Origin of the sequence: Pedococcus cremeus, from assembly GCF_900111375.1 — a bacterium.
In the GTDB taxonomy this organism is placed as follows: Bacteria; Actinomycetota; Actinomycetes; order Actinomycetales; family Dermatophilaceae; genus Pedococcus_A; species Pedococcus_A cremeus.
In genome coordinates this window covers 112,949-126,649 of sequence record NZ_FOHB01000009.1, presented here as the reverse complement: position 1 = coordinate 126,649, position 13,701 = coordinate 112,949, and the positions used below count along the sequence as shown (strand labels likewise).

12 protein-coding genes are annotated in these 13,701 nt (G+C 72.7%); 7 read left to right on the top strand and 5 right to left on the bottom strand.

The window, feature by feature from the left end; genetic code table 11:
* Positions 1–82: 82 nt before the first annotated feature.
* The gene (locus BMW78_RS16995; protein ID WP_091762170.1) at positions 83–307 is read right to left on the bottom strand and encodes an RNA-binding S4 domain-containing protein; all 225 of its coding nucleotides are present in this window, start codon (positions 305–307) and stop codon (positions 83–85) included.
* Positions 308–333: 26 nt separating this feature from the next.
* A complete protein-coding gene (locus tag BMW78_RS16990) occupies positions 334–630 on the bottom strand; it encodes a WhiB family transcriptional regulator (protein WP_091762168.1) in 297 nt (98 codons plus the stop codon).
* Between the two features lie 194 nt (positions 631–824).
* Here BMW78_RS16990 and guaB point away from each other — a divergent pair, with 194 nt between their 5' ends.
* The 5 genes from guaB to BMW78_RS16965 all read left to right on the top strand — a co-directional run bounded on the left by guaB (position 825) and on the right by BMW78_RS16965 (position 8,088).
* A complete protein-coding gene (guaB, locus tag BMW78_RS16985) occupies positions 825–2,342 on the top strand; it encodes an IMP dehydrogenase (RefSeq protein ID WP_091762166.1) in 1,518 nt (505 codons plus the stop codon).
* Between the two features lie 346 nt (positions 2,343–2,688).
* Positions 2,689–3,810 (top strand): GuaB3 family IMP dehydrogenase-related protein, encoded by a 1,122-nt coding sequence (locus BMW78_RS16980; RefSeq protein ID WP_091762164.1) that lies wholly within the window; start codon positions 2,689–2,691, stop codon positions 3,808–3,810.
* 99 nt (positions 3,811–3,909) lie between these two features.
* Positions 3,910–4,713 carry a polyphosphate kinase 2 gene (gene ppk2 / locus BMW78_RS16975; RefSeq protein WP_091762162.1) on the top strand — a complete coding sequence of 268 codons (804 nt, stop codon included), beginning with the start codon at positions 3,910–3,912 and terminating at the stop codon, positions 4,711–4,713.
* 73 nt (positions 4,714–4,786) lie between these two features.
* Entirely contained in the window at positions 4,787–6,379 is a 1,593-nt protein-coding gene (locus BMW78_RS16970; protein WP_091762160.1) for a succinic semialdehyde dehydrogenase, read from the top strand.
* Complete coding sequence (locus BMW78_RS16965) at positions 6,376–8,088, top strand: GMC oxidoreductase (protein ID WP_091762158.1); 1,713 nt, start codon at positions 6,376–6,378, stop codon at positions 8,086–8,088. Before BMW78_RS16970 ends, BMW78_RS16965 begins: the two co-directional genes overlap by 4 nt.
* A 3-nt stretch (positions 8,089–8,091) precedes the next feature.
* Here BMW78_RS16965 and BMW78_RS16960 read toward each other — a convergent pair whose 3' ends face one another.
* From BMW78_RS16960 to BMW78_RS16950, 3 genes are all read right to left on the bottom strand, one after another.
* Complete coding sequence (locus tag BMW78_RS16960; protein ID WP_091762156.1) at positions 8,092–8,535, bottom strand: Hsp20/alpha crystallin family protein; 444 nt, start codon at positions 8,533–8,535, stop codon at positions 8,092–8,094.
* 306 nt (positions 8,536–8,841) lie between these two features.
* Positions 8,842–10,632, bottom strand: a complete 1,791-nt coding sequence (locus BMW78_RS16955) for an ABC transporter ATP-binding protein (protein WP_091762154.1) — start codon at positions 10,630–10,632, stop codon at positions 8,842–8,844.
* A 1-nt stretch (position 10,633) separates the two neighbouring features.
* Positions 10,634–12,352 (bottom strand): ABC transporter transmembrane domain-containing protein, encoded by a 1,719-nt coding sequence (locus BMW78_RS16950; protein WP_091762292.1) that lies wholly within the window; start codon positions 12,350–12,352, stop codon positions 10,634–10,636.
* A 71-nt stretch (positions 12,353–12,423) separates the two neighbouring features.
* On the opposite strand from BMW78_RS16950, the gene BMW78_RS16945 reads away from it, so the two are divergent.
* Together BMW78_RS16945 and BMW78_RS16940 are read left to right on the top strand one after the other, a co-directional pair.
* Positions 12,424–13,296 (top strand): SURF1 family protein, encoded by an 873-nt coding sequence (locus BMW78_RS16945; RefSeq protein WP_091762290.1) that lies wholly within the window; start codon positions 12,424–12,426, stop codon positions 13,294–13,296.
* Positions 13,293–13,631 carry a DUF3817 domain-containing protein gene (locus BMW78_RS16940; protein ID WP_281247097.1) on the top strand — a complete coding sequence of 113 codons (339 nt, stop codon included), beginning with the start codon at positions 13,293–13,295 and terminating at the stop codon, positions 13,629–13,631. The genes BMW78_RS16945 and BMW78_RS16940 overlap by 4 nt, the downstream gene beginning before the upstream one ends.
* The last annotated feature ends 70 nt before the right edge of the window (positions 13,632–13,701 follow it).

Below are 13,701 nucleotides of genomic sequence, written 5' to 3'. Positions count from 1 at the left end.
GCCACCGAGCCGGACACGGCACACCGAAGGGGCGCCTCCCGTGGGAGGCGCCCCTTCGCGCGTGTGGGAGCCGGTTTGCCGCTCAGGCGCCGCTGACCACGAGGACGGACTCCCCGGCATACGACACGGTCATGCCCGGGCGCACCTGCTGGCCGCGACGCGACCAGACCTCGCCGTCGACGGTGACCTCGCCGGCCTCGATGACGGCACGGGCCATCGCACCGTCCTCCACCAGGCCCGCCAGCTTCAGCAGCTGGCCGAGCCGGATGGACTCGTCACGAATGGGGACCTCGGCGGGGCTGTTCACCCCGCCAGTCTAGGTCCGGCTGCTGGTCAGCTGGCCGCGGAGACGGGGCGGTGGCCGGCGTACCAGGCCTCCCGCTCGTCCTCGGTCATGGCGCCCCACACGCCGTAGGGCTCGCGGACGCGCAGGGCGTGCTCGCGGCACTGGACGAGCACCGGGCAGGCCAGGCAGACCTCTTTGGCCGCGGCGTCCCGCGAGCGGCGAGCCGAGCCCCGCTCACCCTCGGGATGGAAGAAGACGTCCGGGTTCACCTGGCGGCAGGACCCCTCCAGCTGCCAGTCCCAGAGGTCGGCGACGGGTCCGGGCAGTCTCGACAGCTCAGCCATTTCGATCCCCACCTCTTCCTGCGGCACGGTGCCGCATACCAGCGAACGTACCCCCCGCTGACCTGCACAAACAGCCTGAGGATGGTCAAAACTTCTTCAAGTCTGAACACATTTGGCACGGCTTTCCCACGGGTGCCGTCCCGCCCCTCGAGGCTCGTCACAGAGGCCCTCCCGGGCTGCCTTAGGATTGGCCAATGAGCAACGGATCGTCCTCTGTCCCGGCTCCGTTCGCCGAGATCGGCCTGACCTACGACGACGTCCTCCTCCTCCCGGGTCTGAGCGACGTGATCCCCAGCGAGGTCGACACCACCTCGCGCCTGACCCGCGAGATCAGCCTGCGGGTCCCGCTCGTGTCCGCCGCCATGGACACGGTCACCGAGGCCCGCATGGCGATCGCGATGGCCCGGCAGGGTGGGCTGGGCGTGCTGCACCGCAACCTCTCGATCGAGGACCAGGCCTACCAGGTCGACCTCGTCAAGCGCACCCAGACCGGCCGCATCCCGAACCCGGTCACCATCGGTCCCGACGCCACCCTCGAGCAGCTCGACCAGGTGTGCGGCGAGTACCGCGTCTCCGGCCTCCCGGTGGTCGACCACGACCAGCTGCTCCTCGGCATCATCACCAACCGCGACCTGCGGTTCGTGCCGGTCTCGGAGTGGGCCGACACCCCCGTGCGCGACGTCATGACGCCGATGCCGCTCATCACCGGGCCGGCCGACATCGACCGCGAGACCGCCACCCGCCTGCTGCGCCAGCACAAGCGGGAGCGCCTGCCACTGGTCGACGAGGGCGGCCGCCTCGCCGGGCTCATCACCGTCAAGGACTTCGTCCGCTCCGAGCAGTTCCCCAACGCCAGCAAGGACCCCCAGGGCCGGCTCCTCGTCGGCGCGGCCGTCGGCTTCTTCGGCGACTCCTGGAAGCGGGCCACCACCCTCATCGAGGCCGGTGTCGACGTGCTCGTCGTCGACACCGCCCACGGCCACGCCAGCCTGCTGCTCGAGATGGTCAAGCGCCTCAAGGCCGACAGCGCCACCTCCCACGTCCAGGTCGTCGGCGGCAACGTCGCCACCCGCGAGGGCGCCCAGGCACTCGTCGACGCCGGCGTCGACGCCGTGAAGGTCGGCGTCGGGCCCGGCTCCATCTGCACCACCCGCGTCGTGGCCGGCGTGGGTGTCCCGCAGGTCACGGCCATCTACGAGGCCGCGCAGGCCTGCAAGCCCGCTGGTGTGCCGGTGATCGGCGACGGCGGCCTCCAGTACTCCGGTGACATCGCCAAGGCCCTCGTCGCCGGCGCCGACACCGTGATGATCGGCTCGCTCCTCGCCGGCTGCGAGGAGAGCCCGGGCGACCTCGTGCTGGTCAACGGGAAGCAGTACAAGTCCTACCGCGGCATGGGCTCGCTCGGCGCGATGTCCTCCCGCGGCAAGAAGTCGTACTCCAAGGACCGCTACTTCCAGGCCGACGTCACCAGCGACGACCAGCTCGTGCCGGAGGGCATCGAGGGCCGGGTGGCCTACAAGGGCCAGGTCTCCGCGGTGGCCCGCCAGCTCATCGGCGGCCTGCACCAGTCGATGTTCTACGTCGGTGCCCCGACCATCCCCGACCTGCAGGCCAAGGGCCGCTTCGTGCGGATCACCCCGGCCGGCCTCAAGGAGAGCCACCCCCACGACATCCAGATGGTCGTCGAGGCACCGAACTACTCCGGACGCTGACCCCAGGTCCGTAGGGTGCAGGTCGGCCCGCTGGACGGGCCGACCCCCACGGTTACGCGTTCTGTCGGATGGCGTGGGCGACCTCCTGATCTAGCGTGGTGCCGTGCCCCTCACCGGGGGCGTCACCCGGGGGAGGGAGGCCCCGGCACCCAGCCTCGCCGCAGCGGTCATCGTGCCGCCCGGCGACCACACTGGCGTCCCGCCGCTGGCCGCCCCCTCACCCGGCGGCGGGACGTCAGTTTGGGTGTGCCGCGTGGGCGCTTGCACTGGGTATGCCGCATGGCTTCGTGCCCGCCCGCCTCGCCGCCGGTGCGGCGCGTGCTCAGTCGACCGATACGATCGGGCGGTGACTGAGATCGAGATCGGCCGTGGCAAGCGGGGCCGTCGGGCCTACTCCTTCGACGACATCGCGGTGGTGCCCTCGCGCCGCACCCGCGACCCCGAGGAGGTCTCGGTCGCCTGGCAGATCGACGCCTACCACTTCGACATCCCCGTCATCGCCGCGCCGATGGACTCGGTCATGTCGCCCGCCACCGCCATCGCGCTCGGCCAGCTCGGCGGCCTGCCTGTGCTCGACCTCGAGGGCCTGTGGACGCGCTACGAGGACCCGACCGCGCTGCTCGAGGAGATCTCCGGCCTCGACCCCGACCTCGCGACGTCGCGGATGCAGGAGATCTACTCCGCCGACATCCAGCCCGAGCTCATCACCGAGCGCCTGCGCCAGGTGCGCGAGGCCGGCGTCACCGTGGCCGGCGCGCTGAGCCCGCAGCGCACCCAGCAGCTGTGGAAGACGGTCGTGGACGCCGGCGTCGACCTGTTCGTCATCCGCGGCACCACGGTCTCCGCCGAGCACGTGTCCGGCCGGGCCGAGCCGCTGAACCTCAAGCGCTTCATCTACGAGCTCGACGTCCCGGTGGTCGTCGGTGGCGCCGCCTCCTACACCGCGGCCCTGCACCTGATGCGCACCGGGGCGGCCGGCGTGCTGGTCGGCTTCGGCGGGGGAGCGGCGCACACCACGCGGCGCACGCTCGGCATCCACGCCCCGATGGCCTCCGCGATCGCCGACGTGGCGGCCGCCCGCCGCGACTACCTCGACGAGTCCGGCGGCCGCTACGTGCACGTGATCGCCGACGGCGGCGTGGGCAGCAGCGGCGACATCGTCAAGGCCGTGGCCTGCGGCGCCGACGCCGTGATGCTCGGCGCCGCCCTGGCCCGGGCCACCGACGCCCCCGGCCGCGGCTACCACTGGGGCCCGGAGGCCCACCACCCGCAGCTGCCGCGGGGCGAGCGCGTCGGTGTCGGCGGCATCGCACCGCTGGAGGAGATCCTGTTCGGCCCGGGCCGTCTCGCCGACGGCACGACCAACATCGTCGGCGCCCTCAAGCGCGCCATGGCGACCACCGGCTACTCCGACCTCAAGGAGTTCCAGCGCGTCGAGGTCGTCGTCGCGCCCTACCAGCGCAGCTGAGGCGACCTCCGCAGCTGAGGCCACCACCGCAGCTGAGGCGGCCGGCGCAGCTGGGCCGACCCCACGGCATACGCGGGTGCGCCGTGGCACGATGACGCCATGGCCAAAGGGGAGCGGCTGCGGAAGTCGGTCTACGAGGCCGAGCTGTTCCGGTTGCAGGCCGAGCTGGTGAAGATGCAGGAGTGGGTCCGCGGCGAGGGCGAGCGGCTCGTGGTCGTCTTCGAGGGCCGGGACGCGGCGGGCAAGGGCTCGACCATCAAGCGCGTGACGCAGTACCTCAACCCCCGCGTGGCCCGCATCGTGGCGCTCCCCGTGCCCACCGAGCGCGAGCGCACCCAGTGGTACTTCCAGCGCTATGTCGAGCACCTGCCGGCAGCCGGCGAGATCGTGCTGTTCGACCGAAGCTGGTACAACCGCGCCGGCGTCGAGCGGGTGCTGGGCTACTGCACCCCCGAGGAGCACCAGCGGTTCCTGCGCCAGTGCCCGATCTTCGAGCGGATGCTGGTCGAGGATGGCATCCGGCTGCACAAGTACTGGTTCTCGGTCAGCGACGTCGAGCAGCAGCGGCGCTTCGAGTCGCGGCTGACCGACCCGATGCGCCGGTGGAAGCTCTCGACCACCGACCTGGAGTCGATCACGCGCTGGGAGGACTACTCGCGCGCCAAGGACGACATGTTCGTGCACACCGACATCCCGGAGGCGCGCTGGAACGTCGTCGAGAGCGACGACAAGCGGCGCTCGCGGATCAACATGATCGCCCACCTGCTATCGCAGGTGCCCTACGCGGACGTCGAGGCACCGATGCTCGACCTGCCCCAGCGGCCACCCTCGCGCGGGTACGTGCGCCCCGACCGTTCGCTTCAGCACGAGGTGCCCGACCACGTGGCGTCCCTGGAGCAGTAGTGCTCCTGTGTCAGGTGTCTCACCGGTAACTTACTGCTGGTAAAGAAGGTGGGGGCGGACCTACGCTTCCGTCATGGCCCCGGACATGCTGGCTGACCCGGAAACCGACCCCACCGCGACGTATGCCGTGGACCCGGCCCTCGCGCGCCGGCTCACCGGCCGCGTGGTCTGCTCCCCACGGGCGGAGCACCGGCTGACCCGCTCGCCGCTGACCGGGGCGCCGCTCGCCTCGCTGCCGCTGTCGACGCCGGACGACGTGCAGACCGCCGTGGAGGCGGCGCGCTCCGCCCAGCGGGCCTGGGCCCGCACGCCGATGAGCCACCGCCAGCGCATCCTGCTGCGCTACCACGACCTCGTGCTCGACCGGCAGGAGCAGCTGCTCGACCTCGTGCAGCTCGAGTCGGGCAAGACCCGCCTGCAGGCCTTCGAGGAGGTCGCCGACGTCGCCCTGGTGGCCCGCTACTACGCCCGCACGGCCGCCGGCCACCTGCGGCCGCGTCGCCGGGCCGGCCTCTTCCCGCTGCTGACCCAGACCACGGAGCTGCACCACCCCAAGGGCGTGGTCGGCATCGTCTCGCCGTGGAACTACCCGCTCACCCTGGCCGTCTCCGACGCCCTCCCGGCGCTCGCCGCGGGCAATGCCGTCGTGCTGCGCCCGGACCTCCAGGCGTCGCTGACCGCGCTCCAGGGGGTCGCCCTGCTGGTGGAGGCCGGGCTGCCCGAGGCCCTGCTGCAGGTCGTGCTCGGCGACGGACCGACCGTGGGCCAGGCGGTGGTCGACCGCACCGACTACGTCTGCTTCACCGGCTCCACCGCCGTGGGCCGCACCGTGGCCGCCTCCGCGGGGTCGCGCCTGGTGGGCATCAGCCTCGAGCTGGGGGGCAAGAACAGCATGTACGTCGCCGACGACGCCGACCTCGGCCGGGCCGTCAGGGGCGCGGTGCGGGGCTGCTTCTCCTCGGCGGGCCAGCTGTGCATCTCCAAGGAGCGCATCCTCGTGCACGAGTCGGTGGTGGAGGAGTTCACCGAGCGGTTCGTCGCGGCCACCAAGGCCATGCGCCTCGGGGTCGACCTCGACTTCGGCGCCGACATGGGCTCGCTGGTCTCGGCCGCCCAGCTCGAGCGGGTCAAGGCCCACGTCGAGGACGCCCGCGACAAGGGGGCAACGGTGCTCGCCGGCGGGCGGGCCCGGCCCGACGTCGGGCCGTTCGTCTACGAGCCGACCATCCTCACCGGGGTCACGGCCGCCATGGCGTGCCGCGACGAGGAGACCTTCGGGCCGGTCGTGACGATCTACCCGGTCTCGTCGGACGACGAGGCGGTCCGGATGGCCAACGACAGCGACTACGGCCTCAACGCCTCGGTCTTCACCCGCGACGTGCGCCGCGGCCGGCGGATCGCGGCGCGCATCAACGCCGGCACCGTCAACATCAACGAGCCCTACGGCGCGGCCTGGGGGAGCGTGGCGGCCCCCATGGGCGGCATGAAGGCCTCCGGGGTCTCCCGGCGGCACGGCTCCGAGGGGATCATGAAGTACACCGAGTCGCAGACCGTGGCGGCCCAGCGGCTGGTGCCGCTGGCGCCCTTCGCCGGCATGTCGGAGCAGACCTGGGTCAGGGGCATGACCGTGGCCCTGCGTGCGCTGAAGGCGGTGGGGCGGCCGTGACCACCTCGCGCACCCCTCACTACGACGTCGTCGTTGTCGGCTCCGGCTTCGGCGGCTCGGTCAGCGCCCTGCGGCTGGCCGAGAAGGGCTACCGGGTCCACGTCATCGAGTCGGGCCGGCGGTTCGCCGACGACGACTTCGCCAAGACCTCGTGGGACGTGCGCCGCTACTTCTGGGCACCGAGGCTGAAGTGCTTCGGCGTCCAGCGCATCCACCGGCTCCCCGACGTCGTGGTGCTGGCCGGCGCGGGAGTCGGCGGCGGCTCGCTCAACTACGCCAACACCCTCTACGTGCCGCCGACGCCGTTCTTCCAGGACCCGCAGTGGCGCGACATCACCGACTGGCAGTCCGAGCTGTCGCCGCACTACCGGGTGGCCTCGAGCATGCTCGGTGTCGTCACCAACCCGTGTGACGGACCCGTCGAGCGGATCATGCGCGAGACCGCCGAGGACCTCGGCGTGGGCGACACCTTCCGCAAGACGCCGGTCGGCGTCTTCTTCGGTATGCCGGGTGTCCGGGTCCCCGACCCGTACTTCGGCGGAGCGGGCCCGGAGCGCACCGGGTGCACGGAGTGCGGCAACTGCATGGTGGGCTGCCGGGTCGGCGCCAAGAACACCCTGGTGAAGAACTACCTGGCGCTCGCCGAGCGCCTGGGCGCGACGGTGGAGCCGCTGCGCACGGTGGTCGACGTGCGCCCGGAGCCGGGCGGCACGGCATACCGGGTCACCACGGAGGCGACCGGCGCCTGGCTGCGCAAGGACCGCCGCGGCGTCACCGCGGGGCAGGTCGTGTTCGCGGCCGGCGCCTGGGGCACCCAGCGGCTGCTGCACACCCTCAAGGACACCGGGTCGCTGCCGGGCCTGTCGGGCCGGCTGGGGCACCTGACCCGCACCAACTCCGAGGCGCTGGGCGGGGCCATGCTCGAGAAGGCGCCGCGCGACGTCGACCTGACCAAGGGCGTCGCCATCACCTCGTCGTTCCACCCCGCCCCGGACACGCACGTCGAGAACGTGCGCTACGGCAAGGGTTCCAACGCGATGGGCGCGCTCGCGACCATCCTCGTCGACGGCGGGGGCACCGTGCCGCGGCCGGTGAAGTTCCTCGTCGAGGCCGTGCGGCACCCGGTCGTCTTCCTCCGCTCGCTGTCGCTGTACCGCTGGAGCGAGCGCACCGTCATCGGGCTCGTCATGCAGACCCGCGACAACTCCCTGACCGTCTCGGGCCGGCGGGGCCTGCTCGGCGGGCGCACCCTGACCTCGCGGCAGGGGCACGGGGAGCCCAACCCCACCTGGATCCCGGCCGGGCACCGCTCGGTCGTCGCGCTGGCCAAGCGGCTCTCGCAGGCGACCGGGCTCCGCGCCTTCCCCGGCAGCTCGCTCGGCGAGGTCGTCGACGTGCCCATGACCGCCCACTTCCTCGGTGGCGCGGTGATCGGGGCCGACCCGGAGCACGGCGTCGTCGACCCCTACCACCGCGTGTGGGGCTACCCCGGCCTGCACGTGGTCGACGGCTCGGCGGTCTCGGCCAACCTCGGCGTCAACCCGTCACTGACCATCACCGCGCAGGCGGAGCGGGCCATGTCGCTGTGGCCCAACCGCGGCGAGCCCGACCCGCGCCCGGCGCAGGGGGAGGCCTACCAGCGGCTGGAGCCCGTGCTCGCGCAGCGGCCGGCCGTGCCCCGGTTCACCCACGAGAGCGCGCAGGCCTGAGGCTCAGCCGGTCACGGTTCCCTGGATCTGCTGCTGGCCGCCGCGGCTCTGCACCTCGATCTTGCGCGGCTTTGCCTGCTCCGAGACCGGGATCGTCATCGAGAGCACGCCGTTCTCGTAGTGGGCGTGGATCTGGTCGAGGTCCAGCCCTTCACCGAGGCTGAGCTGGCGCATGTAGCTGCCCGACGGACGCTCCTGGGCGATCCACTCCGCCTCCTCCTCGCCCCGCAGCGTCCGCTCGGCGCGGATGGTCAACGTGTTGCCGTCGACGTCCACGTCGATCGAGCCGGGGTCGACGCCCGGCAGGTCGATGTTGACGACGTAGTGGTCCCCGGCGCGATAGAGGTCCATCGGCATCCAGCGCGGCGCGCGGGTCGCGGTCTGGCCGCCCCACATCTGGGCGGTGAGCCGGTCCATCTCACGGAAGGGATCGAAGACGACAGCCATGGACAAACCACCTCCTGTGTCGAGAGCCCGTTCCCCCGAACGGGACACTTCCATTCTGTCCCGGTGAACGGAGATTTCAAGAGGTGAGTTCCGCTGTGGCACAGCGCAGTTGGCGCTTCCTGCGACGTTGGGATCGCGGGGAGGTAGGCGGCTGCCGGCATCCCCCTGCAGCGCCGGCAGCCACCGGGAGGACCTCCCGAGGGGGCCGGTGGTGGGTGCGGCTGGAGACGAGCCGGGGATAGAGCCTCCAGCCGCACCACCCGGCACAACGACCGCTGCGGCAGGGGGTTACGGGCCGTCAGGAAACTATTTCGCGTCCTGGGCCGCGGCCTCGGAACGTTCGTCCCGCCAGGAGTGCCAGAGGGCGGCATACGGGCCCTCGGCGGCGAGCAGCTCGTCGTGGGTGCCGACCTCGCTGACGAGCCCGTCCTCCACGACGGCGACCCGGTCGGCGTCGTGCGCCGTGTGCAGCCGGTGGGCGATCGCGACGACGGTGCGGCCCTCGACGACGGCCGCCAGCGAGCGCTCGAGGTGGCGCGCGGCGCGCGGGTCGAGCAGCGACGTCGCCTCGTCGAGCACCAGGGTGTGCGGGTCGGCCAGCACGAGGCGGGCGAGGGCCACCTGCTGGGCCTGGGCCTCGCTGAGGCGGTGGCCGCCGCTGCCGACCACGGTGTCGAGCCCGTCGGGCAGCGCCAGGGCCCACCGGTCGGCGTCGACCGCCGCCAGCGCCTCCAGCAGCGTGGTTCGGTCGGCGCCGGGCCGGGCCAGGAGGAGGTTGTCGGCGAGGGTGCCCACGAACACGTGGTGCTCCTGGGTGACGAGGGCGACCTGGCGGCGCAGGTCGGCGAGCTCGAGGTCGACCAGCGGCACCCCGCCGACGGCCACGACGCCCTCGCGCGGCCCGTCGATGCCGGCCATCAGGCGGCCGAGGGTCGACTTGCCCGCGCCCGAGGGGCCCACGATGGCCAGCCGCTCGCCAGGCCGGAGGTCGAGGCTGACGCCGCGCAGCACGTCGCGGCCGCCGCGGTAGGCGTAGTGCACGCCGTCGACGTCGAGCCGGTTGCCGTCGGGACGCTCGCCGGTGGCCACCCGGTCGGCGGGCACCTCGGCGACGCCGATCACCCGGGCCAGCGACGTCGCGCCCACCTGGATCTCGTCGAGCCACATGAGCACGTCGTCGAGCGGCCCGACCATCTGGTGGATGAAGAGCGTGACGGCCGTGGCGGCACCGGCGGTGACGTGGCCGTTCATGGCGAGGAAGCCGCCCCACAGCACCGAGCCGGCTACAGGCACGAAGTAGCCGAGCTCGACGAACGGGAACCACCGCAGCCGCAGGCCCAGGGTGTACCGCTCGGCCTCGAAGCAGTCACCGAGCGCCTCGTCGAACCGGCGCCGCCGGGCCGGTCCGAGCGAGAGCGCGTCGATGGTGCGGGCGCCGTCGACGGTCTCGGAGACCACGCCGTTGAGGCTGGCGTAGGTGGCCCGCTCCCACAGGTAGCCCTTACCGGCGAACCTCAGGTAGCGCCGGGTGGAGGACCAGTAGAACGGCAGGCCGAGGAGCATCGGCAGGGTGGCCAGCGGCGAGGTGAACAGGGCCGCCACGACCGTCATGACGATGGTGACCGAGGCGACGAAGATCGCCGGGATGCCGAAGCGCACGACGTGCGAGAGGGCCTCGACGTCGTTGGTCGTGCGGGCCACGAGGTCGCCGGTCCCGGCGCGCTCGACGGTCGACAGCGGCAGGTTCACGGCGCGGCCGATGAACTGCTCGCGCAGCTCGGCGAAGACGGTCTCGCCGAGCACCAGCGAGGCGCGCCGGGCCGCCCAGGTCAGCCCGGTCTGCAGCACCACCGCTGCGGCCAGCAGCAGGGCGAGGCGGTCCACCTCGGCCAGTGTCCCCTTGCCGCTGACCGTGTCGACGAGGCGCCCCACCAGCCACGGACCGGCGAGGGCGGCCAGCGCCGCGAGGGCGTGCAGCCCCACCACGACGGACAGGTAGCGGCGGTGCTGGCGCACCAGCCCACGGGTGTGCCGCACGACGCCGGCCGTGTCGGCGATCGGCAGGGTCCGCCGCGCGTGGTCGGTCACCATGCCCATGTCAGTCCTCCTCCCCGCGGATCACGATCGAGCGGTATGCCGCGTGGCCGGCGAGCAGCTCGTGGTGCGTGCCGGTGGCGGTCGCCACCCCGTCCTCGACGAGCACGACGTGGTCGGCCTCGCCGAGCACCAGCGGGCTGGCGGTCGTGACCACCGTGGTGCGGCTCCGCCGCGCATCCGCGAGGCGTGTCGCGATGCGGGCCTCGGTGTGGGCGTCCACCGCGCTGGTCGGCTCGACGAGCACGAGCACCTCGGGGTCGGCCAGCAGGGCGCGGGCGAGCGCCAGGCGCTGGCGCTGCCCACCGGAGTAGGAGCGGCCGCGCTCCTCGACGTGGCCGTCGAGGCCGTCGGGCACCGCCTCGAGCACGTCCATGGCGCTGGCGACCTCGAGCGCCGCGTGCACCTGCTGGTCGGAGTGCGCCACCCGGCCGGCGAGCAGCTCGTCGCGAAGCCGGCCGGTGAACAGCCGTGGGTCGGCCTCGCTGACGACGACGCGCTCGCGCACCTCGGCCAGCGAGAGGTCGTGCAGCCGGGTGCCGCCCCAGGTCGTCTCGTGGCGGCCGGAGCCGTGACGGCCCAGCCGGTCGGCGATCACCGCCGTCTCCTCCGGTCGGGCCGACACCAGCGCGGTCAGCGCACCGGCCCGCACCCTCACACCGGAGAGGGGGTCGACCAGGTCCTCCGCCGGGTCCGGCAGCGGCGCGGCGCCCCGGGTGCCGGGCTGCTGGTCGGGCTCGACCGCCAGGATGCGCAGCACCTTGCGGGCGGCGATGTGCGCCCGGATGAAGCGGTCGGTGAACTCGGTGACGGTGCGCAGCGGCATGGTGAGGAACGCGGCATACCCGTAGAAGGCCACGAGCTGGCCCGCGGTGATCCGGCCGTCGAGCGCGAACCGGGCGCCGATCCAGGTGACCAGCACGACGAAGATGCCGGGCAGGAGCACCTGGGCGGAGTCCAGGGACGCCTGCACGCCGGCCACCCGCACACCGACGCGGCGCACGTGCTGCGACTGGGCCTCGTAGCGGCGCAGGAAGGTCTGCTCGCCGCCGATGCCACGCAGCACCCGCAGGCCGCCCACGGTGTCGGCGCCGAGTGTGGTCAGCCGCCCGGTCTGCTCGCGCTGGTCGGCCTGACGCCGCTGCAGCGGGCGCACGACGAACGTCAGGAGGGAGAGCAGCACCGGTCCGCCGACCAGCACCAGCCAGCCGAGCGGCGGCGAGGCTGCGAGCAGGATCGAGCCGACGACGACGTAGCTGACGAGCGCGCCGGTGAAGCGGCCGGCCGCGTCGAAGAGGCCACCGATGCGCATGACGTCGCTCGCGAACACGGCGATGACCTCACCGGCCGGGATGGTGCGCGTGAGGGCGGGACCGGAGCGCTCGACGCCACGCGCGGTCAGCTGCGCGGTGCGGTAGGAGGCGCTCAGCCAGTTCTGCACCGCGAGGTAGTGGCGGGTCGCGCCGGCCGCCGCCGCGAGCGCGCCGAGGGCCAGGATGGCCAGCGCCCACCGGGCCAGGGCCGCCCAGTCGCCCGGCACGATGCCCTGGTCGATGCCGCGGCCGACGGCCGCCGGCATGAGGGCGAGCGCCACCATCCAGACCGTGCCCGCCACCAGCACCAGCAGCTGGATGGCGAGCTGCTGCCGCGCCAGCCACAGGAGGAACCGCAACGGCCCCCGCGTGTCGGGGCTGCCGGGGTCAGAGGTCAGTGGCGAGCGCATCAGGCTGCCCACGGTAGGAGGCGGTGAGGGCGGGGCGACACTGGTTTTCCCTGCTCGCGTAGCCTGTGGAGGTGTTGCGAACCGCCTTGAAGCCGCGCTGGCTCGGCCTGTTCGCACTGCTCGTCGTCATCCTCGTCTCGTTCACCTGGCTGGGGCTCTGGCAGCTCGACGTCGCGAGGTCCAAGGGCAGGGCCGAGGCCGTCGCCCACTCGGCCGGCCGACCGGTCGCCGACCTGACCACCGTGGTGCGTCCGCACCAGGCGTTCCCGGACGACGGGTCCGGGCGCCGGGTGCGGGCCACCGGCTCGTATGCCGCGGACGGGCAGGTGCTCGTCGCGCCCCGCCGGCTCGACGGCCGCACCGGCTACTGGGTCGTGGCGCCGTTCGTGCTCGACAGCGGAGGCACGCTGCCCGTGGTGCGGGGCTTCACGACCGAAGCCGCCGCCGTGCCGCCGCCTCCGGCCGGGCGGTTCACCGTCGTGGGCTCGCTGGCGCCGGGGGAGTCACCGGCCGACACACCCTCCGTGCCGAGCGGTGGCGGGACCGCTGCCGACCCCGTGCTCGGCTCGATCGACCTGTCCGTGCTGGTCAACCGGTGGCACGGCGACCTGTTCAACGCGTTCGCCTTCGCCCTCGAGGAGCGCGCGGCCGGGGACGCGAAGCTGGATCCCGCCCCGGTCGAGCGGGTGCCGCCGCCCGCGCCCGGTGAGACGGGGCTGTCGTGGCGCAACGCGGCATACGCGCTGCAGTGGTGGCTCTTCGCCGCGTTCGCGGCCTACATGTGGGTCAGGATGGTCCGCGACGACGCGGAGAACGACCGCCGCGAGGCGGCAGGGGAGACCGGCCCGAAGACTGACCCGGGCAGGAGCCCGGAGAAGGATCCCGGGAAGGACCCGGAGAAGGACCCCGAGAAGGACCCCCAGAAGGAGAAGAGCAGCACGTGAACGAGATCCGCGACCCTCAGGCCGCCCACAAGGCGCTGACGTTCTTCAAGGTGATGGCCTTCACCGTCGGCATCGGCCTGCTGGTGCTCGTCACCGAGATGGTCCTGCGCTACGGCTTCGACAACCACGCGCTCGACTGGTGGCCCCAGCCCCACGGCTTCATCTACATGGTCTACCTCGTGGCGACGGCCAACCTCGGCTTCAAGGTCGGCTGGGGCCTGGGGAAGATGGTGCTGGTCATGCTCGCCGGCTGTGTGCCGTTCCTCTCGTTCTGGGTGGAGCAAAAGGTGGCGCGAGAAGTCGAGGGTCGCCTCGAAGGTAGCCTTGCCCTGTGACTGATGCAGCAGCCACCGACGTGACCCAGGCCCAGGACGACGACCGCGTCGAGGCCACCGACGCCGACCG